General features: G+C 45.2%; 23 protein-coding genes and 1 pseudogene. 17 read left to right on the top strand and 7 right to left on the bottom strand.

Annotated elements, in window-relative coordinates; all coding sequences use genetic code 11:
- Positions 1 to 25: 25 nt before the first annotated feature.
- Positions 26 to 334, top strand: coding sequence for a c-type cytochrome (locus C8R11_RS02940; protein ID WP_107794386.1), 309 nt, complete (start codon positions 26 to 28; stop codon positions 332 to 334).
- 631 nt (positions 335 to 965) lie between these two features.
- Here C8R11_RS02940 and C8R11_RS02935 read toward each other — a convergent pair.
- Positions 966 to 1,256, bottom strand: a complete 291-nt coding sequence (locus tag C8R11_RS02935; RefSeq protein WP_107794385.1) for a hypothetical protein — start codon at positions 1,254 to 1,256, stop codon at positions 966 to 968.
- Positions 1,257 to 1,548: 292 nt separating this feature from the next.
- Between C8R11_RS02935 and fnr the strand changes: the two genes are divergently transcribed.
- From fnr to C8R11_RS02860, 15 genes are all read left to right on the top strand, one after another.
- Positions 1,549 to 2,301, top strand: coding sequence for a fumarate/nitrate reduction transcriptional regulator Fnr (gene fnr, locus C8R11_RS02930; protein WP_107794384.1), 753 nt, complete (start codon positions 1,549 to 1,551; stop codon positions 2,299 to 2,301).
- A gap of 357 nt (positions 2,302 to 2,658) precedes the next feature.
- Positions 2,659 to 3,375, top strand: a complete 717-nt coding sequence (rpsB, locus tag C8R11_RS02925) for a 30S ribosomal protein S2 (protein WP_107794383.1) — start codon at positions 2,659 to 2,661, stop codon at positions 3,373 to 3,375.
- A 207-nt stretch (positions 3,376 to 3,582) separates the two neighbouring features.
- The gene (gene tsf / locus C8R11_RS02920; protein WP_107794382.1) at positions 3,583 to 4,467 is read left to right on the top strand and encodes a translation elongation factor Ts; all 885 of its coding nucleotides are present in this window, start codon (positions 3,583 to 3,585) and stop codon (positions 4,465 to 4,467) included.
- A 37-nt stretch (positions 4,468 to 4,504) separates the two neighbouring features.
- The gene (pyrH, locus tag C8R11_RS02915) at positions 4,505 to 5,218 is read left to right on the top strand and encodes a UMP kinase (RefSeq protein ID WP_107794381.1); all 714 of its coding nucleotides are present in this window, start codon (positions 4,505 to 4,507) and stop codon (positions 5,216 to 5,218) included.
- A gap of 79 nt (positions 5,219 to 5,297) precedes the next feature.
- The gene (frr, locus tag C8R11_RS02910) at positions 5,298 to 5,855 is read left to right on the top strand and encodes a ribosome recycling factor (protein ID WP_107794380.1); all 558 of its coding nucleotides are present in this window, start codon (positions 5,298 to 5,300) and stop codon (positions 5,853 to 5,855) included.
- Position 5,856: 1 nt separating this feature from the next.
- On the top strand, positions 5,857 to 6,606 hold the full coding sequence (locus C8R11_RS02905) for an undecaprenyl pyrophosphate synthase (protein WP_107794379.1): 750 nt from the start codon (positions 5,857 to 5,859) through the stop codon (positions 6,604 to 6,606).
- A gap of 75 nt (positions 6,607 to 6,681) precedes the next feature.
- Positions 6,682 to 7,506, top strand: coding sequence for a phosphatidate cytidylyltransferase (locus C8R11_RS02900; protein WP_107794378.1), 825 nt, complete (start codon positions 6,682 to 6,684; stop codon positions 7,504 to 7,506).
- Positions 7,503 to 8,690: a 1-deoxy-D-xylulose-5-phosphate reductoisomerase gene (gene ispC / locus C8R11_RS02895; RefSeq protein WP_146159057.1), complete on the top strand. Its 1,188-nt coding sequence runs from the start codon at positions 7,503 to 7,505 to the stop codon at positions 8,688 to 8,690. Before C8R11_RS02900 ends, ispC begins: the two co-directional genes overlap by 4 nt.
- Before the next feature lie 172 nt (positions 8,691 to 8,862).
- A complete protein-coding gene (gene rseP, locus C8R11_RS02890) occupies positions 8,863 to 10,230 on the top strand; it encodes an RIP metalloprotease RseP (RefSeq protein ID WP_107794377.1) in 1,368 nt (455 codons plus the stop codon).
- Positions 10,231 to 10,233: 3 nt separating this feature from the next.
- Positions 10,234 to 12,525 (top strand): outer membrane protein assembly factor BamA, encoded by a 2,292-nt coding sequence (gene bamA / locus C8R11_RS02885; RefSeq protein ID WP_107794376.1) that lies wholly within the window; start codon positions 10,234 to 10,236, stop codon positions 12,523 to 12,525.
- Positions 12,526 to 12,612: 87 nt separating this feature from the next.
- The gene (locus C8R11_RS02880) at positions 12,613 to 13,119 is read left to right on the top strand and encodes an OmpH/Skp family outer membrane protein (protein ID WP_090696272.1); all 507 of its coding nucleotides are present in this window, start codon (positions 12,613 to 12,615) and stop codon (positions 13,117 to 13,119) included.
- Between the two features lie 77 nt (positions 13,120 to 13,196).
- A complete protein-coding gene (fabZ, locus tag C8R11_RS02875) occupies positions 13,197 to 13,640 on the top strand; it encodes a 3-hydroxyacyl-ACP dehydratase FabZ (RefSeq protein ID WP_107794375.1) in 444 nt (147 codons plus the stop codon).
- A 35-nt stretch (positions 13,641 to 13,675) separates the two neighbouring features.
- The gene (gene rnhB, locus C8R11_RS02870; RefSeq protein WP_244907523.1) at positions 13,676 to 14,269 is read left to right on the top strand and encodes a ribonuclease HII; all 594 of its coding nucleotides are present in this window, start codon (positions 13,676 to 13,678) and stop codon (positions 14,267 to 14,269) included.
- A gap of 28 nt (positions 14,270 to 14,297) precedes the next feature.
- Complete coding sequence (locus tag C8R11_RS02865) at positions 14,298 to 14,744, top strand: hypothetical protein (RefSeq protein WP_090696275.1); 447 nt, start codon at positions 14,298 to 14,300, stop codon at positions 14,742 to 14,744.
- 77 nt (positions 14,745 to 14,821) lie between these two features.
- Complete coding sequence (locus C8R11_RS02860; RefSeq protein ID WP_090696642.1) at positions 14,822 to 15,301, top strand: FKBP-type peptidyl-prolyl cis-trans isomerase; 480 nt, start codon at positions 14,822 to 14,824, stop codon at positions 15,299 to 15,301.
- 182 nt (positions 15,302 to 15,483) lie between these two features.
- Here C8R11_RS02860 and mutS read toward each other — a convergent pair whose 3' ends face one another.
- Positions 15,484 to 18,084 carry a DNA mismatch repair protein MutS gene (mutS, locus tag C8R11_RS02855; RefSeq protein ID WP_107794374.1) on the bottom strand — a complete coding sequence of 867 codons (2,601 nt, stop codon included), beginning with the start codon at positions 18,082 to 18,084 and terminating at the stop codon, positions 15,484 to 15,486.
- Between mutS and C8R11_RS15990 the strand changes: the two genes are divergently transcribed.
- Positions 18,061 to 18,231: a hypothetical protein gene (locus C8R11_RS15990; protein ID WP_181258136.1), complete on the top strand. Its 171-nt coding sequence runs from the start codon at positions 18,061 to 18,063 to the stop codon at positions 18,229 to 18,231. The two genes, mutS and C8R11_RS15990, sit on opposite strands and share 24 nt — an antisense overlap.
- A gap of 83 nt (positions 18,232 to 18,314) precedes the next feature.
- Here C8R11_RS15990 and C8R11_RS02850 read toward each other — a convergent pair whose 3' ends face one another.
- The 5 genes and pseudogenes from C8R11_RS02850 to C8R11_RS17095 form a co-directional block, all read right to left on the bottom strand.
- Positions 18,315 to 18,578, bottom strand: coding sequence for a WD40 repeat domain-containing protein (locus tag C8R11_RS02850; RefSeq protein ID WP_107794373.1), 264 nt, complete (start codon positions 18,576 to 18,578; stop codon positions 18,315 to 18,317).
- Between the two features lie 5 nt (positions 18,579 to 18,583).
- On the bottom strand, positions 18,584 to 19,213 hold the full coding sequence (locus C8R11_RS02845) for a hypothetical protein (RefSeq protein WP_146159056.1): 630 nt from the start codon (positions 19,211 to 19,213) through the stop codon (positions 18,584 to 18,586).
- On the bottom strand, positions 19,170 to 19,706 hold the full coding sequence (locus C8R11_RS02840) for a hypothetical protein (RefSeq protein ID WP_107794371.1): 537 nt from the start codon (positions 19,704 to 19,706) through the stop codon (positions 19,170 to 19,172). The genes C8R11_RS02845 and C8R11_RS02840 overlap by 44 nt, the downstream gene beginning before the upstream one ends.
- A gap of 69 nt (positions 19,707 to 19,775) precedes the next feature.
- The gene (locus C8R11_RS17100; protein WP_425320572.1) at positions 19,776 to 20,162 is read right to left on the bottom strand and encodes an nSTAND1 domain-containing NTPase; all 387 of its coding nucleotides are present in this window, start codon (positions 20,160 to 20,162) and stop codon (positions 19,776 to 19,778) included.
- Positions 20,163 to 20,314: 152 nt separating this feature from the next.
- Positions 20,315 to 20,665, bottom strand: a pseudogene (locus C8R11_RS17095) (toll/interleukin-1 receptor domain-containing protein); the annotation flags it as partial.
- Between the last annotated feature and the right edge of the window lie 223 nt (positions 20,666 to 20,888).

Raw genomic sequence — 20,888 nt, 5'->3', positions numbered from 1 at the left:
TCGATAATGAAAAAGGGAGTAGAAAATGAAGAAATTAAGCATGGCATTAACGTTGTTTGCAGTCGCTGCATTAGCCGGTTGCGGTGCCACTAATGATTATACGCCGCCTGCAGATGCCAGCGGAGAAAGAATTTTCAGTACCGCCTGCACGGAATGTCACAAGCCTCTAAAAGGTGACGTGGCAATGATCCTGAGCGAAAAATCAGCCAACAAAGAAGCACTTAAAAACAAATTTCAGAATGGCAGCATGAGAATGCCAGCGTTTCCAAATATTAAAGGGGAGGCGGCAGACCGTTTGGCAGATTACCTCTTGGCGAATAGCGAGATTCAATAGGAAGTCAGAACATAAGTTTTAAAGCACCAGAGAGCTAATAGGCTTTCTGGTGATCAAGTGGAAAAAATTAATTTTATAAGTGTTATTGTGCTTATCTGGTTCGCAAATGCTTATCAAAAACCTTACAAATACCTCCAACAAATAATCGTCCTTTGGGTGTGATGATGATTTCCTCATCATTGACAGCCAGTAAACCAACCTTCGCTTACGCCGTAAATTCAGACAATTTACATGAAAAATATTGTCTAAGATCGATTGAAAAGAATGTTTTAACAGACTCGATAAATGAGACTGAATGACATATCAGCGCATATCAAAACTGAGCTTCAAACCGCGTATGACGGGTAAGTTGTGGTGGTCCAGTCATTCGTGATCATGCGATAAGTTGGTGTGATCTTGCCGTTGCGCGATGACCAATTCCTTATCCTGGCGCATGAACAGATTGATGCCAATAATGTACTATAGCCAGCAATAGGCGGACAGCCACCTTGAATAATTTCGGTTGCCTTGCGTTCTTTCAGTTGATGATTACAACCTTGCAAAGTTAAAAATATCAGGTTCCGCGATAACAATTCTATCCAGTGTATAGTTAAAATTTTTTATACTTTGTCTCGGTAGTCCAGAAATCAATTCAATTCCGATCGTGCCATCCCTCGCTCGTTGGGCTGTTTTTATAGCGTCCATTATTTAATTTTCGATTTGCAGTTTCATTTTGTTTGTGGCTTGTTGTTAGTAGCGTTCGCAGATTAAAGTCCGGCACGCCAATTGTTAAATAATAAACACTTATTTCCTGGAATTGCTTAATCGAACGATCAATGGATAGTTGCGGATCAGCCATGATGCGGATTGACAGAAAGGCATAATGCACCACAGAATGGTAAATGGAGATACATAACGATCGAAGCCTGCGACCGCCACACATGCCTCCTTTATTGATTCGCGAAATATAAGTTTTTGCACATTAAGCTATTTTACAAATCTCTCAGACCCAGGATATAACGTATAATCCTGATCATTCTCATCCTTAAGTAATCGCATGAATACGGTGATTTTTACCAATATCAACCTATGGTCGATTTAGGGACAATAAAAAAGAATCAACACATCGTTCTATAATATCAGTAGAATTATAATTACGGCGTGGCCATCAGGTTTTGATCCAGATCAACTAAAAGAATTAAAAACTATAATTTGCCATTCGGAGTAAATACGTTTTGTTACCTGAAAGTTTTGTCGCTACAAATTTTGATGTTGCTCAATTACGTACCGGGTGTGCTACATGCAGCCTGCGCGAACTATGTTTGCCGGTCGGTTTGAATGACCAAGAAATCGAAGTACTCACAGAAGTGACAGGACATAAACGAAAAGTTCAACGTGGCGGCTATTTGTACCGCGCAGGTACAAAATTCCAATCGTTATATGCAGTAAAAAGTGGTTTTCTAAAAACTTGCATTCTGGAAGAGGACGGCCGACAACAAGTAACGGGGTTTCACATGACAGGCGAATTGCTTGGCCTGGATGCGATCAGTACTGAGCTGCATACCTGCGATGCCATCGCTTTGGAAGACAGTGAAGTGTGCGAAATTCCTTTCGCTAAACTTGAGAAAATCAGCAGCATAATCCCATCACTCATGCATCATTTTCATAAAATAATGAGTCGTGAAATAGTGCGCGATCATGGCGTCATGCTGCTGCTCGGCGGCATGAAAGCCGAAGAGCGTCTGGCAAACTTTCTGCTGAATATGTCGCGTCGGCTTGCCATTCGTGGTTATTCAGAAACCAATTTTAATTTGCGAATGACACGTGAAGAAATTGGAAGTTATCTCGGATTGAAGCTGGAAACTGTAAGCCGCGCTTTTTCAAAATTACAGGAAGAGGCTGTTATTTCAGTAAAGAACAAACACATACAGATTCATGATCTCCAGCGCCTGAAAGAAAAAATGGGAAATTCTTCGTGTACAACATAAAGCGATCACCTGGCAGGCTGTTCATGATTAGGATGATCTCCTATGGACATGATATTTTAGCCGTCTTTTCAGTTTGTTTAATTTCCTTCCTTAACTTCCACTAACTCCATCAACCTGGTAATGACATGCAACACTCAATATCAGTCAGCTTGAGTGCCCGCTGGAAAATGCTATAATGGCAGGATGATATGATTCTGCTTGATTGCGCGCAATTATCTGCGGTAAGCAACAAGCATTTTTTATCTATTTATTATTTTTATTTCACACATTCATCTGATTTATTTTTAAGAGGGTGCTTCGCTATTGACAGTACGAAGTCACTTGATGGATGGAGGCTCAACCCTTAATGGAGAATTTATGTCAGTAACAATGCGTCAAATGCTGGAAGCAGGTGTTCATTTTGGTCATCAAACACGCTTCTGGAATCCAAAAATGGCACCCTACATCTTTGGCCACCGCAATAAGATCCATATCATCAATCTGGAACGCACACTGGAAATGTATCAAGAAGCCATGAACTATGTGCGCCAATTATCCGCAAACAAGGGTGTTATTTTATTCGTCGGCACCAAACGCCAGGCACGCGATATCATACGAGAGGAAGCTGCGAGGTGTGGTTCTCCCTATGTTGATCAGCGTTGGCTCGGCGGTATGCTGACCAATTTCAAGACTATCAAACAATCCATTAAGCGTTTGCATGACATGGAGTCGATGATACAGGATGGAATGCTGGACAAGATGATAAAAAAAGAAGCGCTGGATATGCAGCGCGAGCTGGATAAATTAAATGCCAGCCTAGGTGGCATCAAGGAAATGAAAGGCTTGCCTGACGCAATGTTTGTAGTGGATGTGGGTTACCAGAAAGGTGCCATTACGGAAGCTGAAAAACTAGGGATACCGGTAGTTGGCGTGGTGGATACCAACCATAATCCTGATGGATTGCATTATATTATCCCGGGCAATGATGATTCCAGCCGGGCCATACGTTTGTATGCACGCGGTGTAGCGGATGCGGTTCTGGAAGGACGCAATCAGGCGATTCAGGAAATCGTCGAAATGAGTACTGAAGACTAACTTAGATAAGAGGCGAAATCGCCTCTTATTTCTAGTGGACTTAATTTCTAATGTGCGCGGATTTTCATTATTGAAAATAACTTTGTTTATCAGAAGATTTGAATTAATTTTTGCACATTAGAAAATAAAAGTTTACATCATGCTGATGAATATTGGCATTCAGAGTTCATTATTCTTATTTAAAATTGTATCTGGAGTAAATCAAATATGGCGGCGATTTCCGCAAACATGGTTAAAGAATTACGTGAGTTAACCGGCCTTGGTATGATGGAATGCAAAAAAGCACTGACAGAAACTGACGGTGATATGAAAGCAGCCGAAGATCTGCTAAGAATTAAAAGTGGCGCAAAAGCAAACAAGGCGGCAGGACGCATTGCTGCAGAGGGTGTTGTCGGTGTTTTCATTGCTGCCAATAGTCAGAGTGGTGCACTGGTTGAAGTTAACTGCGAAACTGATTTTGTTGCTAAGAATGAAGATCTAATCAAATTCGCCAATGACTTGGCTGAACTAATAGCTGCAAAGAATATTACTGATGTTCAATTGCTTGGTGAAACGCCATTATCTGGCGGAGAAACTGTTGAAGCCATGCGTAAAGCGCTTATAATGAAGCTTGGTGAAAATATCAGCATACGCCGATGTGCTTGTCATATAACTGATAACCAGTTGGCTTCTTATTTACATGGAACCAAAATTGGTGTCATGGTCGATTATAAAGGTGGAGATGAGGCACTGGGTAAAGACCTGGCTATGCATATTGCAGCCAGTAAACCGATGTGTGTTTCCAAAGAACAGGTGTCTTCAGAAGTGCTTGAGCATGAGCGCCAGATATTTTCCGCTCAGGCAGCCGAAAGCGGCAAACCAGCCGAAATTATCGAAAAAATGGTTGATGGCCGCATTGCTAAATATTTGGCAGAAGTCACATTGCTTGGTCAGCCTTTTGTGAAAGATCCAGACCAGACAGTCGAAAAGTTGTTAGCCAAAAAATCTGCAACTGTGAACAGTTTTACAATGTTTGTCGTGGGTGAAGGTATCGAAAAGAAAACAGAAAATTTTGCAGAAGAAGTCAAAGCACAAATGGGACAGACAAAGTAAACTTGATGTCGTATTCTTATTTTAAATCATACTGTTCATGACAACTCGATATCAGCGTATTTTACTTAAACTATCCGGAGAAGCCCTGATGGGCGAGGATAATTATGGTATCAATCAAATAGTGATCAGGCGGATTGTTGCTGAAATTGAAGAAGTTAACAAACTAGGTGTGGAAATTGCTATTGTAGTCGGTGGTGGCAATATCTTTCGTGGCATGAAGTCTGCCAATGGCGATATGGAGCGTGTTACAGCCGATTATATGGGTATGCTGGCAACGGTGATGAATGCCTTGGCGTTACAAGATGCAATGAAACGAGTGGGATTGATACCCCGTATTCAATCGGCTTTGCGTATTGATCAAGTTGTGGAACCTTATATTCGCGGTAAGGCAATGCGTTATTTAAAAGAAGGTTGGATTGTTATTTTTGCAGCCGGCACCGGAAATCCTTTTTTTACCACAGACACTGCCGCAGCTTTACGCGGTATGGAAATGGGTGTAGACATTGTGTTGAAAGCGACCAAAGTGGATGGCATATATTCAAGTGACCCCCAAGTAAATCCTCAGGCAACACGTTTTTCAAAATTATCCTTCGATGAAGCGATTGCCAAGAACTTGCAAGTTATGGATGCAACCGCGCTTACATTATGCAGAGACCAAAAATTACCACTCAATGTATTCAGTATTTTCAAACCAGGTGCACTTAAACGCATCATCATTGGTGAAGATGAAGGAACCTTTGTGATGATTTAATTAGTATCTATAAAACAATAGCCTTAATTCTCGTTTGTTATTTATTTCTGCAAATGGCGCTGCTTATGGGAAAATTATTATGATTGCCGACGTAAAAAAATCTGCTGAAACAAAAATGCAAAAAAGTCTAGATGCTCTGAAAGTCGATCTGAGCAAGGTAAGAAGCGGGCGGGCGCATACCGGTTTGCTTGATCATGTTATGGTCGATTACTATGGCGCGCCCACACCTGTCAATCAAGTAGCCAATGTTAATTTGATTGATGCGCGCACTATCGGCGTAATTCCATGGGAAAAAAAGATGGCGGGTGCTATCGAAAAGGCTATCCGTGACTCTGATCTTGGACTCAACCCCATGTCTGTAGGCGAAGCAATTCGTGTTCCCATGCCACCATTAACTGAAGAACGCCGCAGGGAGCTTACAAAAGTAGTGAAGCATGAGGCGGAAAATGTTCGCGTAGCCATGCGTAATATTCGTCGAGATGCCAATTCGCAGTTAAAAGAATTATTAAAGTCCAAAGAAATTTCAGAAGATGAAGAACGTCGCGGTCAGGATGAAATACAAAAAATAACAGATCATTATATCGCTGAAATTGAAAATATTTTACAAACTAAAGAAGCCGAATTAATGGCTATTTGATATGTCTCATGGTACAAGCTCCACGCGAGAAATACCTGAAACAGGACCGGTACCGAAACATATAGCCATCATTATGGATGGTAATGGACGTTGGGCAAGAAAGCGATATATGCCTCGCATGGCCGGGCATAAACAGGGAGTAGAAACTGTTCGCAGCGTCATCAAGGCTTGCTCAGAGCATGGTATTGAGTATCTTACACTGTTTGCTTTCAGCAGTGAAAATTGGCGACGCCCTGCTGATGAAGTATCTTTTCTGATGCAGTTATTTACCGGTGCACTGGAGCAGGAAATAACCAAACTTCATGAAAATGGTATTCGCTTCAAAGTCATCGGCGATGTTTCAAAGTTTGAATCTAAAATTGTTCAATTTATACAAAAGGGCGAACAATTAACAGCGCATAATTCCAAGCTGACGCTGACAATTGCAGCTAACTATGGTGGGCGCTGGGATATCATGCAGGCCATGCAACAGATGATCGAGAAATCAACTGAATTGCCGCTTTATTTTGAAGAAAAAAATCTTGCGCAATATCTTTCCATGAATTATGCGCCGGAACCCGATTTGTTTATACGTACAGGTGGAGAATGCCGCATTAGCAATTTTTTATTATGGCAGCTTGCCTACACAGAATTATATTTTACCGATACACTTTGGCCGGATTTTGATGAAAATGAATTTGATCTGGCCATTCAGTCATACCAGCAACGGGAGCGGCGTTTTGGTCAGACCAGCGAACAGATTCAACAATAAAGGTTGTGCATGATTGTTTTGTTGAGGCATTCAATATACCGCTTTCGTAAGATTACATTTTGCTGAAGAATATTTATGCTAAAAGCGCGTATCCTTACAGCAGTCATTGTTCTTCCTTTATTTTTATCGGCATTATTCTATTTACAGGATATCTTCTGGGCAATCTTATTGTTGACGCTGACCGTAATCGGCGCACGCGAGTGGTCATATTTAGCCCGATTTTCGGTAAAAAATACTGCTATCTATATGACTTTGACGACGTTGCTGGGTGGAGAATTATTGTTTTTATTAAATATGGCAACAGAAATCAATGCTTATACACCGGTTTTGATCTGGATTTACACATTATCAGCTGTTTTCTGGGTGGCTTATGTACCTTTTCTATTAAAAAAATCGGAAGTAACAAATAATGTCGTTGTCTCGATGCTGATTGGCTGGGTGTTGCTGCTGCCGACCGCACTCGCTTTATATCAGCTGCGTGCCATCAATCCTTTTTTATTATTGGGCTTTATGGGTACTATCTGGATTTCTGACACAGCGGCTTACTTCACCGGACGTACATTTGGCAAACATAAACTTGCACCCCATATCAGTCCGGGCAAGACTTGGGAGGGAGTGGCCGGGGCAATGCTGGCAGTAATCGTTTACGGATTTGTCTGGGTGCATGTATTTACCAAAGGTGATTATATGACGACACTTGTTCCATTACTGGTATTGCTTGCCGTACTTGGTATTTTGGGTGACTTGTTCGAATCTTTGATTAAACGTCAGGCAGGTGTTAAAGACAGCGGAAAAATCCTGCCCGGACATGGCGGCATTCTGGACCGCATAGATGCGCTGACGGCCGCCTTACCTTTGGCCATTCTGGCATTACTGATTTTTAATACCCTTCAATTATGAACAAAATACGTCATCTGACAATTCTAGGTTCTACAGGCAGTATCGGTGAAAGTACGCTCGATGTTGTTAATCGTCATTCGAATCTGTTCAAGGTTGTTGCACTGACTGCCAACAACAATGTAGAAAAATTGCTGGCACAATGTCGACAGTTTCAACCTCGCTTTGCTGTAATGCTGAATCCTGCGCATGCTGAACGATTGGCGCATGCAATTAATCAGAGCGACCTGGATACGACAGTCTTAGCCGGTGTGGAATCCCTGGAAAAAGTCGCATCACTTCCGGAAGTAGATGTTGTAATGGCAGCTATTGTCGGCGCAGCCGGCATACGTCCGACATTTGCTGCGGCACAAGCAGGCAAGCTGGTATTGCTGGCCAATAAAGAAACACTGGTTATGGCAGGCCGTATTTTTATGGATACAGTTCATCAACATAATGCAACCTTGTTGCCTATTGACAGCGAACATAATGCGATACACCAGTCGCTTCCACATGACTTTAATGGAAATTTACCGACCAAAGGTATTCGTCGTATTTTACTTACCGCCTCTGGCGGCCCTTTTAGAGAAGTATCACTGGATTCTTTGGTACATGTGACACCAGAACAAGCATGTGCGCATCCGAATTGGGATATGGGAAGGAAAATTTCAGTTGATTCCGCGACGATGATGAACAAAGGTCTGGAAGTAATCGAGGCGCATTGGTTATTTAATGCGCCAGCCGAAAATATACAGGTAGTTATACATCCGCAAAGCGTTATTCATTCAATGGTTGAATACATTGACGGATCTGTACTGGCGCAACTTGGAAATCCGGATATGCGCACCCCGATAGCGCATGCAATGGGTTACCCTGAGAGGATAGAAAGTGGCGTTGCATCGTTAAATATGTTTGAAGTTGCTCGTCTTGATTTTGAGGCGCCTGATTTTAAAAGATTTCCATGCTTAAAACTTGCTTATCAGGCACTTGAAATAGGAGATAATATGCCCGCTGTACTCAACGCCGCCAATGAAATAGCTGTTGAGTCATTTCTTGAAGAAAAAATGTCTTTTACCGCCATTCCAACAATGATTGAGCATGTCATGAAAGAAGTGAAACGGGAGACAATTCAATCATTGACCGATTTACTTGCGGTTGACAACGTTGCCCGTGAAGTAGCGCGTGATTGGCTCAAATTTTCTACATAATCAATCCGAACATTTCTGTGCTGCTTTGATTTTACTAATGTTAAGATAGTGTTTCTACAAAATAGTGTTATGTGAAAGAAAGAATGTGACTATATGATCCTATCGAATTTTCCGCGATGTACTAATCACAAAAGCAAACCTGTCCCGATACTATTTTACACAGTGAGTTGACATGTCAATTTTATACACACTTGCGTCTTTTATCATCGCTTTAGGCATACTGATTACCTTCCACGAGTTTGGCCATTATCTGGTTGCGAGATTGAACGGAGTTAAAGTGCTGCGATTCTCAGTAGGATTCGGTCGACCTGTTTTCCGCAAACGTTTGGGCAAAGATCAGACAGAGTGGGTCGTTGCGGCGATTCCACTGGGTGGTTATGTCAAAATGCTGGATGAAAATGAAGGCATAGTCGCAAAACAGGATCTGTCACGCGCCTTCAACCGTCAACCAGTTGCACGCCGTTTTGCAATTGTTGCTGCCGGACCGCTCGCTAATTTCTTATTAGCGATTGTGATGTATTGGTTCATGTTTATTCTCGGTGTAGAAGGCATCAAGCCCATGTTAGGACCCGCTGTACCGGATACGCCGGTAGCGCAGGCACAGTTTGAGGAAGGTGAAACCATTGTCAGTATTGAAAATGAATTAGTTGAAAGCTGGCAGGATGCGCGCTGGACACTATTGCGGTATGCGGTTAACCGGTCTCCCGTTGTTAATGTTGAAACAACTAATCAGAAAGGTGAAATCAACTGGCGCCAGCTTGATTTGAGCGGCGTGCATCCGGATGAACTGGAAGGAAACGTGCTCGGTAAGATCGGATTTAATATTTATCAACCCGAAATCAAACCAATTATCGCGGAAGTGATGGCTGGTGGCGCAGGAGAGCGTGCTGGATTACAAACAGGCGATGAAATTCTGGCGGTCAACGATAAGGATATTTATAGCTGGATCGAGTTTGTTCCTGAAGTACAGGCAAACCCGGGACGCGCCCTTGTTATAGATGTTTTACGCAACGATCAAATTATTGTTTTGAATATAACGCCTGAAACAGTCACTGAAAATGGTCAAAAAATTGGACGTATTGGTATTATGCCGAAAGTTGATCAATCCTTGTTTGATGCGCTGCGTGTCACGGTGACTTATCCAGCTGCAGAGGCTGTCATGATAGCGATAAACAAAACCTGGGAGACAACAGTGCTCACCTTGCGCATGCTCTCTAAAATGATTACAGGTGATGTTTCCTGGAAGAATGTAAGTGGCCCTATCACGATAGCCGATTATGCAGGTCAATCAGCACAGATGGGGCTGGTTTCGTATCTTGCATTTCTGGCATTGATCAGCGTCAGCCTGGGAGTTTTGAATCTGCTGCCTATACCGATTCTGGATGGTGGACATTTAATGTATTATATCGTCGAAATAATCAAGGGGTCTCCTGTTTCTGAAAAAACCATTATTATTGGGCAGAAAGTGGGATTAATGATGTTGTTTACACTGATGACATTTGCGATCTATAACGACATCAATAGGCTGACGACCGGTTAGATAATGAAATTCAAGCTTGTTGTTGCGCTTGCTGGTTTTTTTTGCGCTTTTTCTGTGTGGGCCGATCAATCCTTCGTCGTTCAAGATATCCGTGTAGAGGGTATACAACGAACCGAAGCCGGGACAGTTTTTAGCTATCTACCGGTGAAAGTGGGTGATACCATTGATGAAACAAAAGCAACCGCCGCGATCAAGGCCCTATATGCAACCGGGTTTTTTAAAGATGTGCAGTTAAAAACCGAGCATGGTGTGCTCATTGTAAAAGTTGAAGAACGTCCCGCAATTGCACAAATCAACATCAATGGCGCTAAAGCATTTGAGAAAGACAAGCTCAAGGAAGGCCTGAAGCAAGCCGGGTTATCTGAATCTCGTATTTTTAGCCGTTCGCTATTGGACCGGGCCGAGCAGGAACTGAAAAGACAATACCTGAGTACCGGAAAATATGCAGTTAAAATAACCACTACCACGACTCCCCTGGAACGCAATCGAGTCAGTATTAATTTCGATATTGACGAAGGGCGCACAGCACGTATTAAGCAAATCAATTTTGTCGGAAATGCTGCATTTGAGGATAAAACGCTACGCGGACTGTTTGTGCTGACAACCCCGGGTTTACTGACCTGGTTCACCAAGAATGACCAATATTCCAAGCAAAAATTATCTGCAGATTTGGAATCATTGCGCTCATATTATCTCGATCGCGGTTATCTGGAATTCAGCATAGATTCCACACAAGTATCAATTACGCCGGATATGAAAGATATTTATATCACGGTTAATGTTTCTGAAGGTGAACAATATACCGTTTCGGATATCAAACTTGCTGGTGAATTGCTGGTGCCGGAAGAAGAACTGAAAAAGTTGATCTTGCTTCAACCCGGTGAAGTTTTTGCACGCGAAAAATTAACGGAATCCGTAAAACTCATATCAGACCGTTTAGGTGATGATGGTTATGCATTTGCAAATGTGAACGCAGCACCTGACCTGGATCACGAAAACCAGCAAGCAGGCTTTACGTTTTTTGTCGATCCGGGACGTCGTGCCTATGTGCGTCGTATCAATATATCGGGCAATGATCGTACAAGAGACGAGGTTATACGCCGTGAATTTCGTCAAATGGAAGGTGGCTGGCATTCTACTTCAAAAATCAATCTATCGCGGCAACGTGTTGATAGATTATTCTTTTTTAACAGTGTTAATGTAGAGACGCCCCCGGTGCCAGATGCACCCGATCAAGTGGACATCAATATAGATGTTGTTGAAAAACCGACTGGCGCGATCATGTTTGGTGCGGGTTTTTCCGATCGTGAAGGTTTGATACTCAATGGCTCTGTTTCGCAAAACAATATTTTTGGTACCGGAAATTTTTTAAGCCTGCAAGTCAACACAGGGCGTATTAATCGTGTTTTTGCTGCTTCCTTTACCAATCCCTATTTTACAGTGGACGGTATCAGCCTGGGCTTTGATGTATTTAGAAGAAATTTGAACACATCCCGCCTATCCAGAGTCAATGCGTTCAGAACAACGACTTCAGGCGCCACCATGCGCTTTGGTATACCCATAGCTGAAAACGACATTGTGTCTTTTGGCGTAGGCGCGGAACAAACCAAAATTGGCGTTTTTGAAGATAGTCTTCAGCGTACAGTCGACTTTGTAAATGAATTTGGTAAAACAACAAACAACTTACCGGTTACCGTCAGCTGGGCGCGTGATCGGCGTGACAGCGCAATTTATACCACATCAGGTACCACGCATCGCTTGTTTGGCGAAATCAGTATCCCGGGTGCAGATCTGAATTATTACAAAGCCAGTTATAATCAAAAATTTTATTACCCGTTAACTCAAACATTTACACTGTTGCTGAATACCGAATTTGGTATCGGTGACGGATACGCTGGAAAACCGTTGCCTTTCTTTAAAAACTTTTTTGCAGGCGGTAACAATTCCGTACGTGGTTATGATTTGAATTCATTAGGCCCCAAGGAACTGGTTCCAAATAGCGACAGAAGGTTTTCACTGGGCGGCAGTAAACGTCTGGTCGGCAACCTGGAAGTGCTATTCCCGATGCCGTTTATGAAAGACGATCGGTCTGTCCGTTTAAGTACATTTATTGATGCGGGCTCGGTATTTAATAATAAGGATCAGTTTAGTGAAGAATTGCGTTTCTCTGCGGGGCTTGCGGTTACCTGGATTTCGCCAATGGGGCCTCTAAAAGTCAGTCTTGCCAAGCCGCTCAACGATAAACCGGAAGATAATTTACAAATGTTCCAGTTTCTGTTTGGACAGCAATTTTAAATCGAGCTAAAACCAGTCAGGGGAATTCTATTGAACTTCAAACTTCTGCGGTGGAATCTTTGTTACCTTCTTATTGCGGCAATAATTATGTTGTCGTTAAACAGAATACCTCCTGTTTATGCTGATAATATAAAAATAGGCGTCGTAAATACCGAGAAAATTCTGCGTGAGTCATCGCCGGCACTCAAAGCGCAACAAAAAATTGATCAGGAATTCATTCCACGTGATGTAGAAATCAAAGAAATGGCAAAACAAGCCAAAACGCTGCAGGATAAACTGGAAAAAAAAGGCGCTGACATGAGTGAGACCGACAGGCGCGAATTAGAGCGGGAACTGGCTAACCTGAGCCGTAACTATCAACGCGCACAGCGCCAGATGCGTGAAGATTTAACCGTGCGTCAAAACGAAGAATATGGTGTAATTTTGGAACTGACTGACAAAGCCATTAAACATATTGCAGAAAAAGAAAACTATGATCTTATTTTGCAATTGCAGGATTCTGTGTTTCGCAGTCAACGCATCGATATTACTGACTTGGTAATTGAGGTTCTGAACTCAGAAAAAGAAAATAAAAAGAATGATCGTAAACAATAGCATTTAACAAAAAAAGTAGTCGATCTGCTTTTGTCAGTTGTAATGATTAAAATGTATGAATTAAAAAAGGGAATTAAATGAGTGCCATGGATATCCATGAAATTCTGAAATACTTACCGCATCGCTATCCATTTTTGTTGGTGGATAAAGTTATTTCCATTGAAACTGGGAAAAGTATCGTGGCTTTAAAAAACGTTTCAATCAACGAACCTTTTTTTCCAGGACATTTTCCGCATCATCCTGTCATGCCCGGCGTACTGATTATTGAAGCACTGGCGCAAGCTGCTGCGGTGCTTACGCTGAAAACCGAAGGAAACACCCACAAAGAGGATTCCGTTTATTATTTTGTGGGTATTGACGGCGTTCGCTTCAAAAAACCTGTGACCGCTGGAGATCAACTGATACTCAAAGTTTCAATCGAACGTCAGATAAAAGGATTGTGGAAATATGCGGCACGTGCGGAGGTCGATAATCAACTGGTCACTGAGGCTAAGCTGATGTGCACTTCCAGAAGTGTTTAATCAATGTTGATTACCGGAATTCAGGAAGCCTATTTTTGCATTCAGCTTTAACACTGACGCAACTGGTTTGTGGCGTAGACGAAGCCGGTCGAGGGCCGCTGGCTGGACCGGTCTATGCAGCATGCGTCATATTGGATGCATGTCACAAAATTGACGGCTTGGCGGATTCAAAACAATTAAGTGAAAAAAGACGCGCTGAGCTGGCAAATACAATCAAACAATATGCAAAAGCATGGACGGTTGCATCGGCATCGGTTTCTGAAATTGACCGGCTGAATATATTGCAAGCCACATTGCTGGCTATGAAAAGAGCTGTCGAGCAATTACCGTATAAACCCGATCTTGTGATGGTGGATGGAAAGCACGGTCCGGTGCTTGAAATTACCGTACATACCGTAATCAAAGGTGATGCTTTGATTCCGGAAATATCAGCAGCGTCTATTCTGGCAAAAACAGCGCGCGATGCTGAAATGAAAATATTGCATCAACGTTTCCCAGACTATGGATTTGACCGGCATAAAGGTTATCCAACAAAGCGGCATATTGCTGCTTTACAAACGTATGGTATAACGGAAATTCATCGCAGAAGCTTCGCGCCTGTTAAAACAATCGAGAATATAAAGCGTTAAATTTTAGATTATTTGTAGAGGAATCAACATGGGAACCCTGAAAATCCTGCATCTGCTGGGTGTTGTTATTTGGGTAGGTGGTATGTTCTTTGCCTATATGGTATTGAGACCGGTTGTATATCAGCTGTTGCCATCACCGCAGATGCTTAAATTCTGGCAGGCAATCTTTGCCAGTTTTTTTCATTGGGTCTGGTTATCGATAACAGTTATTCTGGCAAGTGGACTGCACATGATCTCGCAAATGGGCGGATTTGGAAGACTGCCCTTTAATGTGTATCTGATGTTTGCTATCGGGTCCATGATGATGTTGATATTTATTTATGTTTTTTTTACCGCATATCGTAAACTCAAACGTTATGTGGCTGCGGAAGAATGGGAGCTGGCAGGCATTTCATTGATACAGATACGCGTCCTAATTGGATTAAACCTGATTCTGGGTTTTGTAACCATTGCCATTGCAGTGCTGGACGCCTAGGGTGGATATGTCACGGCCTGTCTCAGGCTCGGTGCTTGCATTATTTTTAAATTGAATTCACGAGGTTTAAAATGAATATATGTATAAATAAAGATACTGTAGTATCGCTTCACTATGAGCTAACTGATTCATCAGGAAAAATTATTGAAAAAACAGATGAACCGATCAGTTACCTGCATGGTGGTTATGACGGTATTTTCCCAATGGTTGAAGAAGCGCTGCAGGAGAAAGAAGTCGGTTACACCTGTACTGTCTCAATGGAGCCAGAAAATACCTTTGGAGAATATGACAGTACTTTGGTGCGCATTGAACCGCGCAATGTTTTTCCTGAAAATGTTGCGGTCGGTATGCGCTTTGAAGGCGGCGCCGAAGACTCGGATGATGTCTTGATTTATACAGTAACTGAGATTGCTGACGACAAGGTTGTCGTAGACGGAAACCACCCTCTGGCAGGCATGACGCTCAACTTTGCGTGTACCGTGACGGACATACGTCCGGCGACAGAGGAAGAAATTTCACATCAGCATGTACATGGTCCGCACGGTCACGCGCATTAACAGGTCAGTGAAAAATGTTTTGGAAGCAACCGATACAAGGCAAAAACAGATAAAAGCGGCGTTTATGGATAGTAAATAAGCATTTGAGCGTGTTTTTACGTTGCCGCGATGACACAGATAGCTTGCATTAACCTGTTATTGATTGCTGATTTATTCATCGCGATAACCCGTGAATTAACCGTTTATTCTGCTGTCTGCTGTTCATCCAGAATCTGCTTCAGCTGATAAAGCCGATCAAGCGCCTGCCGTGGTGTCAGTTCATCAGGCGAAATCGCGCGCAACAACGGAATGACGGGATTTTCCTGGATACCAGCATTGCTGGCTTCAGACTCTCCCAGCTCACTGAAAAACAAATCCAGTTGCGGTTTTTTTTCCGCATTGTTTTTCTCCAGCTCAGCCAGGTGTTTTTTAGCTATCCGTATTGCCTGATTGGGAACGCCCGCCAATGCGGCGACTTGCAGGCCGTAACTCTGGCTCGCGGGCCCTGCGGTAACTTTATGCAGAAAAACGATGCGGTTTTTATGCTCTACAGCATCCAGATGCACATTGCGAATTTGCTTGAATTCTTCGGCCAGCCTGGTGAGTTCAAAGTAATGCGTTGCAAACAGCGTGCAACTCTGGTTTCTGGTCAACAGATAACGCGCAATGGCGAAAGCCAGCGCGAGTCCGTCAAACGTCGATGTCCCGCGACCGACTTCATCCATGAGCACGAGGCTTTGCGCGGTTGCATTATGCAAAATATTGGCGGTTTCTGTCATTTCCACCATAAACGTTGAGCGCCCGCCGGCCAGATCGTCCGATGCACCGATGCGGGTGAAAATCTGATCCAGAATACCCATATGTACTTTCTGCGCCGGTACAAAACTGCCACAATGCGCCAATAACGCAATCAGAGCAACCTGCCGCATATACGTGGACTTGCCGCCCATATTGGGGCCGGTAATCATCAGCATCTGATGCTTGCTGTAATGATGCTGACCCAATTGTGTATCATTGGGGATATAATTTTCCACCTGGCGTTCAACCACCGGGTGGCGTCCCGTTTCGATATCAATCATGTTGTCATGCGATAACACCGGCGCAGTATAATCGAGTGACTGCGCACGCTCCGCAAAAGTGCACAAAACATCAATCTCAGACACGCTGGCAGCAACCTTCTGCAACAACTGAACAGACGCCGCCAGCCGGTTCAGCAGCTCATCATACAGGAATTTTTCCCGTGCCAGCGCCCGGTCCTGTGCCACCAGCGCTTTGTCTTCAAACGTCTTGAGCTCCGGCGTGATATACCTTTCAGCGCTTTTAAGCGTCTGCCTGCGCCGATAGTCGTCAGGAATCTTGTCGGTATGCGCATGCGTAACTTCAATATAAAAACCATGCACGCGGTTATATTCCACCTTCAGATTGGGAATACCGGTACGTTCCTTCTCGCGCGTTTCGAGTTGCAGCAGAAATTCGCCGCAATTATTCTGTAGGGTACGCAACTCATCAAGTTCGGCATCATAACCGTCGGCGATCACGTTGCCTTCGCGCAATACCACACCCGGTTCCGGCTGTATCGATTTTTCCAGGAGATCGACCAGTGCCGGATCGGGCGATATATCATCCGCCAGTAACACAATTTTTTTGGCTGTGCAGCCGGAAAGTGCTTTTACTGCTTCGGGCAGATGCTTCAAACTGTCGCGCAGACCGGACAAATCCCTCGGGCGCGCGGATTTCAGTGCAATACGCGCAGTAATGCGTTCGACATCGACCACATGCCGCAGGCAGTCATGAACGCTCGAATAAACCGTGCGGCCAATCAGATCGGTCACACTGTCCAGACGCTGCTGGATGGCGGACAAATCGCGCAGCGGATGATGCAGCCAGAATTGCAACAAACGGCTGCCCATGCTGGTGGCACAGGTATCGAGCAAGGACAGCAATGTTGGGGAGCGTTCGCCACGTATGGTTTCCGAAATTTCCAGGTTGCGCCGGGTGGCCGCGTCCATCCGCACATAAACGCTGCCGCGCTCGGCCTGTAGGGAAGTGACATGAATCACAGTCTTGCCCTGCGTGAGCCGGGCATATTCGAGCAAAGCATTGGCGGCACACAGTGCCGTCGTTAAATCCTCGCAGCCAAAACCGGAAAGATCATGCGTATCAAACTGCCGCGTCAGGCTGTTTATCGCGCTGTCCAGATCAAATTGCCAGGGCGGCAGATACTTTAATATCCAATCATCACTTAAGCCTTTAACCGATTGACAGGACTCTGGCGTCAGAATTTCAGCCGGTTGCAACCGTTCCAGCTCGCTGACAAGATGCTCTGGCGATGTTTCCATCACGCGTAACTGCCCCGCCGCCAGATTCAACCACGCCAGCCCGAGTGTTGATTCATGCACAAACAATGCAAGCAGGATACAGTCGCGTTTGTCTTCCATCAATGCAGCATCGGTGAGCGTGCCCGGCGTCACAATCCGCACCACTTCACGCGCCACAGGCCCCTTGCTCGTGGCCGGATCGCCCACCTGTTCACAAATAGCAACCGATTCGCCCAGTTTCACCAGCCGGGCCAGATACTGCTCAGCCGCATGATAAGGCACCCCCGCCATCCTGATCGGCTCTCCGGCGGAAGTACCGCGCCGTGTCAGCGTAATATCCAGCAGGCTCGCCGCTTTCACGGCATCGTCAAAAAACAGTTCGTAAAAATCCCCCATGCGGTAAAACAGCAGCATGTCGGCATACTGCGCTTTGATGCGCAGATATTGCTGCATCATCGGCGTATGCGTTTCTTTTTTGGTGTTCATGTCTATGTTATTCGATTATTTGAAGCGGATGATATCTCTGTGAGTATACTGGATATCAGAGAAAAATATTTTAGCGCCAAAGCCGGTGTAGACATTGAATTGACTGAACGCACAGCTTACCGCCAGCCAGTAGGATCTGATCCATAATTGTGCTTGTTACCCAGGCGGTGACTGGCATTCACCACCCTGACATTCGCGCAAATCAAGCGCGGATTGGCCAGTCTGAGTGCTTATTCGTCATGCGTATCCGGTACATCAGGGGCATCTGACGGGACGGGCAAACCCGGACATTGTTCGAGATACGGCATATCCGGCGATACCCATTCCCGCCATTCCTGTTGCGACATGTTGCGGCCGAGTCTGCGGCACAAGGCATCAGCCCAGCCTTCAAACACTGCCCACAGCCGTAGCGTGTTGTCCGTACTCCCCGAAACAATGCGCCGGCCATCCGGGCTGAACGTGACACTCCGAGCAGCATCCGGGAGTTCACGCACAAATATCAGCGCAGAGTGTTTGCGGTATTCAGCCTGTAAAGTTTCATCGGTATTGGCCGAGCGCGACAGCCGATGACCGGCCAGTACTTTGAACAGCCCTTGTTGGTACCGCCGAAGCGCGCGCCGGAAGTCATCGATTCCCCTTCTGCGGCCAGGCGCATCGCGGTGGCATCCAGCCAGGCCTGCTGCGCTTTTGTTTTGGCTTTGGGCGCTTGTTGCCGGGCATCAAACATCAATCCGGCAAAGACGATTAATGCGATGAAGACCGTGACAATACCGATCACCCAGCGACGCCTTATTTTTTGTTGCTGGAGCGCTTGTTTGCGTTGCGCACCGGCTTGTCTGCGTTGTAGCACAATCTGGGCAAGACGGTCGTGAACCAGTTCGATACGATCGCCGTCTTCATGATTTTCACGGTGGATCAGGCGCTTATCGATGAGTTTCTGGATCTGCTCAGCAGTGGCCAGTTGTTCGGTTGCGATGGAGCGCAGCGGATACGGCAGGCGCACGCCATCCGTGGTAATCAAACACTGCTCGGAAAAATCGCGTACGGACTCAGGTAATCCTGTGAACACGGTGTCATAAAATCGTTCAACAATAAGGCTGCCTTCTTTGGCGAGGTTGTCCGTTTTCAATCGGGGTTTTTTGTCTGCGAGCCGTTCGGCGTTGAGGCCGGAACAGATCAGACTGAGCAGCACGGGTTCTACGCGTGCACGTTGCCGCCGCTGGTGCGGATTTACTGTCAGTTTGCGTGTGCGTCAGATAGTGGACAATGTTTTGCGCATCACTGGGTGTGACCAGTTTGCCGCCCGTCTTAATGACAGCATCAACGGCCTGCGCATCGATCATCGGCAGCAGGCGGTAACGATTGGAGCCGAGCCGGGGAATCCGGTCCGTCCATTCTTCGAGATCGGGCAGATAGTCCTCACGCAATGACTGCAAAAAGCGGTAATGCTGGGCGTCCAGATTGAGCTGCTCATACAGACAACCATCGGTATCGGCATGCATGCGCTCGGCCAGTGTTTTGGGAATGCGGTTTTCCATGAGGTCACCGAGCTCATAAAACATCTGCTTTTGCCGTTCCAGATCTGCTGCACCGAGGGTGAAAATTTCTTCAAACTGATCCAATACAAAAACCGGCGCCTAGCGCCGATCCGCTTCGTCGCGTAATTCGAATCCGGCGTGATGCAGTTGCATCTACAGGGATTCACTGGCAGTATTTTGTATATGTTGCGCGATGCCAGCATAAGCTTTCAGCAATGATGCCTTTAATTGTGCATGAAATTGCCGCGCGATTTGTTCGGATACACCTGCCGCATGCATGTCATGGCTGAGCCGCACGTAGACCGGCAGCAGCCGCTCCTTACGCAAACGCGGAAACAAGCCTGCCTGCAACAGTGAGGATTTACCGAGGCCGGATTTACCGAACAATATGGCAACCGGTGCAGCAAATACGCAGCGTAACAGCGCTTCGCTGTCTTCATCGCGTCCGTTGAAAAACGATGCGGCATACTCGGGAAACGCTTCGAGCCAGGGCCAGGGATGTTCGGCGTCAATACACGTAAATGTAGCCGTATCAGCCATGCGATGCCTCCTGAAAACGGTAGCATCGTTCGCGCAAGGCATCGCAATCCTTTTGACTGAGGATGCCCTGTGGCGCATGAATAAGATGTTTTATCAAAAAATACTGCGGTTTCGCCGTCGGCAATGCGTTGGTAGCTGGCTTTGGCAGGAAAATCAGAATCAATACCGACAGGAATCAGGAACACATCTTTGACACGCCTGGCGCGCTTTAAGGCATCCGCCCATTCACCCCAGAAAACTTTTTCACGCTGCGCGTCGGCCTCGCGGGAAAGAATGGGCATAAAAAAATCACATTTTTCAATCGCTTCATCAATGCGGTCGAACCAGTCATCACCGCCGATCAGCTTTTTCCGGTCCAGCCACACATCGCTAAAGCCCAGACTCAGCAATCTGTCGGCAATCATGCGGACAAAATCAGCATTTTCACTGGTGTAACTGACAAAAATGGTGGGGCCGCGGCCGTTGGGTTTCGATGTGGAAATAGCCAGTGAATGGGGTTGCATGGCCTCGGAAATCTGCGCGAGTTTTTGGATCAGTGCGTCCGTCTGTCCATCAAAACCGATGGGATTGAGGCTGTATTGCGTCAGAAAAGCATGCAGCCCGGCATCATCGGCCTGCGGGCAGATAAATTCCAGCGTGGCTTTATCGGTCATGTAAAACCGGTCTTTGTTGAGCAGCCGCAACATGGCGCGCCCAAGCCAGTCCGAAAAATTGCAGTTGAATAAC

This window comes from Nitrosomonas aestuarii (assembly GCF_003046585.1).
GTDB classification, from domain to species: domain Bacteria; phylum Pseudomonadota; class Gammaproteobacteria; order Burkholderiales; family Nitrosomonadaceae; genus Nitrosomonas; species Nitrosomonas aestuarii.
This window is presented reverse-complemented; position numbering and strand designations above follow the sequence as displayed.

Bases quoted from the DNA above. Each gene is read 5' to 3' on its own strand.
- C8R11_RS02940 (WP_107794386.1), top strand. From the start codon at position 26: ATGAAGAAATTAAGCATGGCATTAACGTTGTTTGCAGTCGCTGCATTA.
- C8R11_RS02935 (WP_107794385.1), bottom strand. From the start codon at position 1,256: ATGTGTGGCGGTCGCAGGCTTCGATCGTTATGTATCTCCATTTACCAT.
- rpsB (WP_107794383.1), top strand. From the start codon at position 2,659: ATGTCAGTAACAATGCGTCAAATGCTGGAAGCAGGTGTTCATTTTGGT.
- tsf (WP_107794382.1), top strand. From the start codon at position 3,583: ATGGCGGCGATTTCCGCAAACATGGTTAAAGAATTACGTGAGTTAACC.
- pyrH (WP_107794381.1), top strand. From the start codon at position 4,505: ATGACAACTCGATATCAGCGTATTTTACTTAAACTATCCGGAGAAGCC.
- frr (WP_107794380.1), top strand. From the start codon at position 5,298: ATGATTGCCGACGTAAAAAAATCTGCTGAAACAAAAATGCAAAAAAGT.
- C8R11_RS02905 (WP_107794379.1), top strand. From the start codon at position 5,857: ATGTCTCATGGTACAAGCTCCACGCGAGAAATACCTGAAACAGGACCG.
- C8R11_RS02900 (WP_107794378.1), top strand. From the start codon at position 6,682: ATGCTAAAAGCGCGTATCCTTACAGCAGTCATTGTTCTTCCTTTATTT.
- ispC (WP_146159057.1), top strand. From the start codon at position 7,503: ATGAACAAAATACGTCATCTGACAATTCTAGGTTCTACAGGCAGTATC.
- rseP (WP_107794377.1), top strand. From the start codon at position 8,863: ATGTCAATTTTATACACACTTGCGTCTTTTATCATCGCTTTAGGCATA.
- bamA (WP_107794376.1), top strand. From the start codon at position 10,234: ATGAAATTCAAGCTTGTTGTTGCGCTTGCTGGTTTTTTTTGCGCTTTT.
- C8R11_RS02880 (WP_090696272.1), top strand. From the start codon at position 12,613: ATGTTGTCGTTAAACAGAATACCTCCTGTTTATGCTGATAATATAAAA.
- fabZ (WP_107794375.1), top strand. From the start codon at position 13,197: ATGAGTGCCATGGATATCCATGAAATTCTGAAATACTTACCGCATCGC.
- C8R11_RS02865 (WP_090696275.1), top strand. From the start codon at position 14,298: ATGGGAACCCTGAAAATCCTGCATCTGCTGGGTGTTGTTATTTGGGTA.
- C8R11_RS15990 (WP_181258136.1), top strand. From the start codon at position 18,061: ATGCGTTTCTTTTTTGGTGTTCATGTCTATGTTATTCGATTATTTGAA.
- mutS (WP_107794374.1), bottom strand. From the start codon at position 18,084: ATGAACACCAAAAAAGAAACGCATACGCCGATGATGCAGCAATATCTG.
- C8R11_RS17100 (WP_425320572.1), bottom strand. From the start codon at position 20,162: ATGGCTGATACGGCTACATTTACGTGTATTGACGCCGAACATCCCTGG.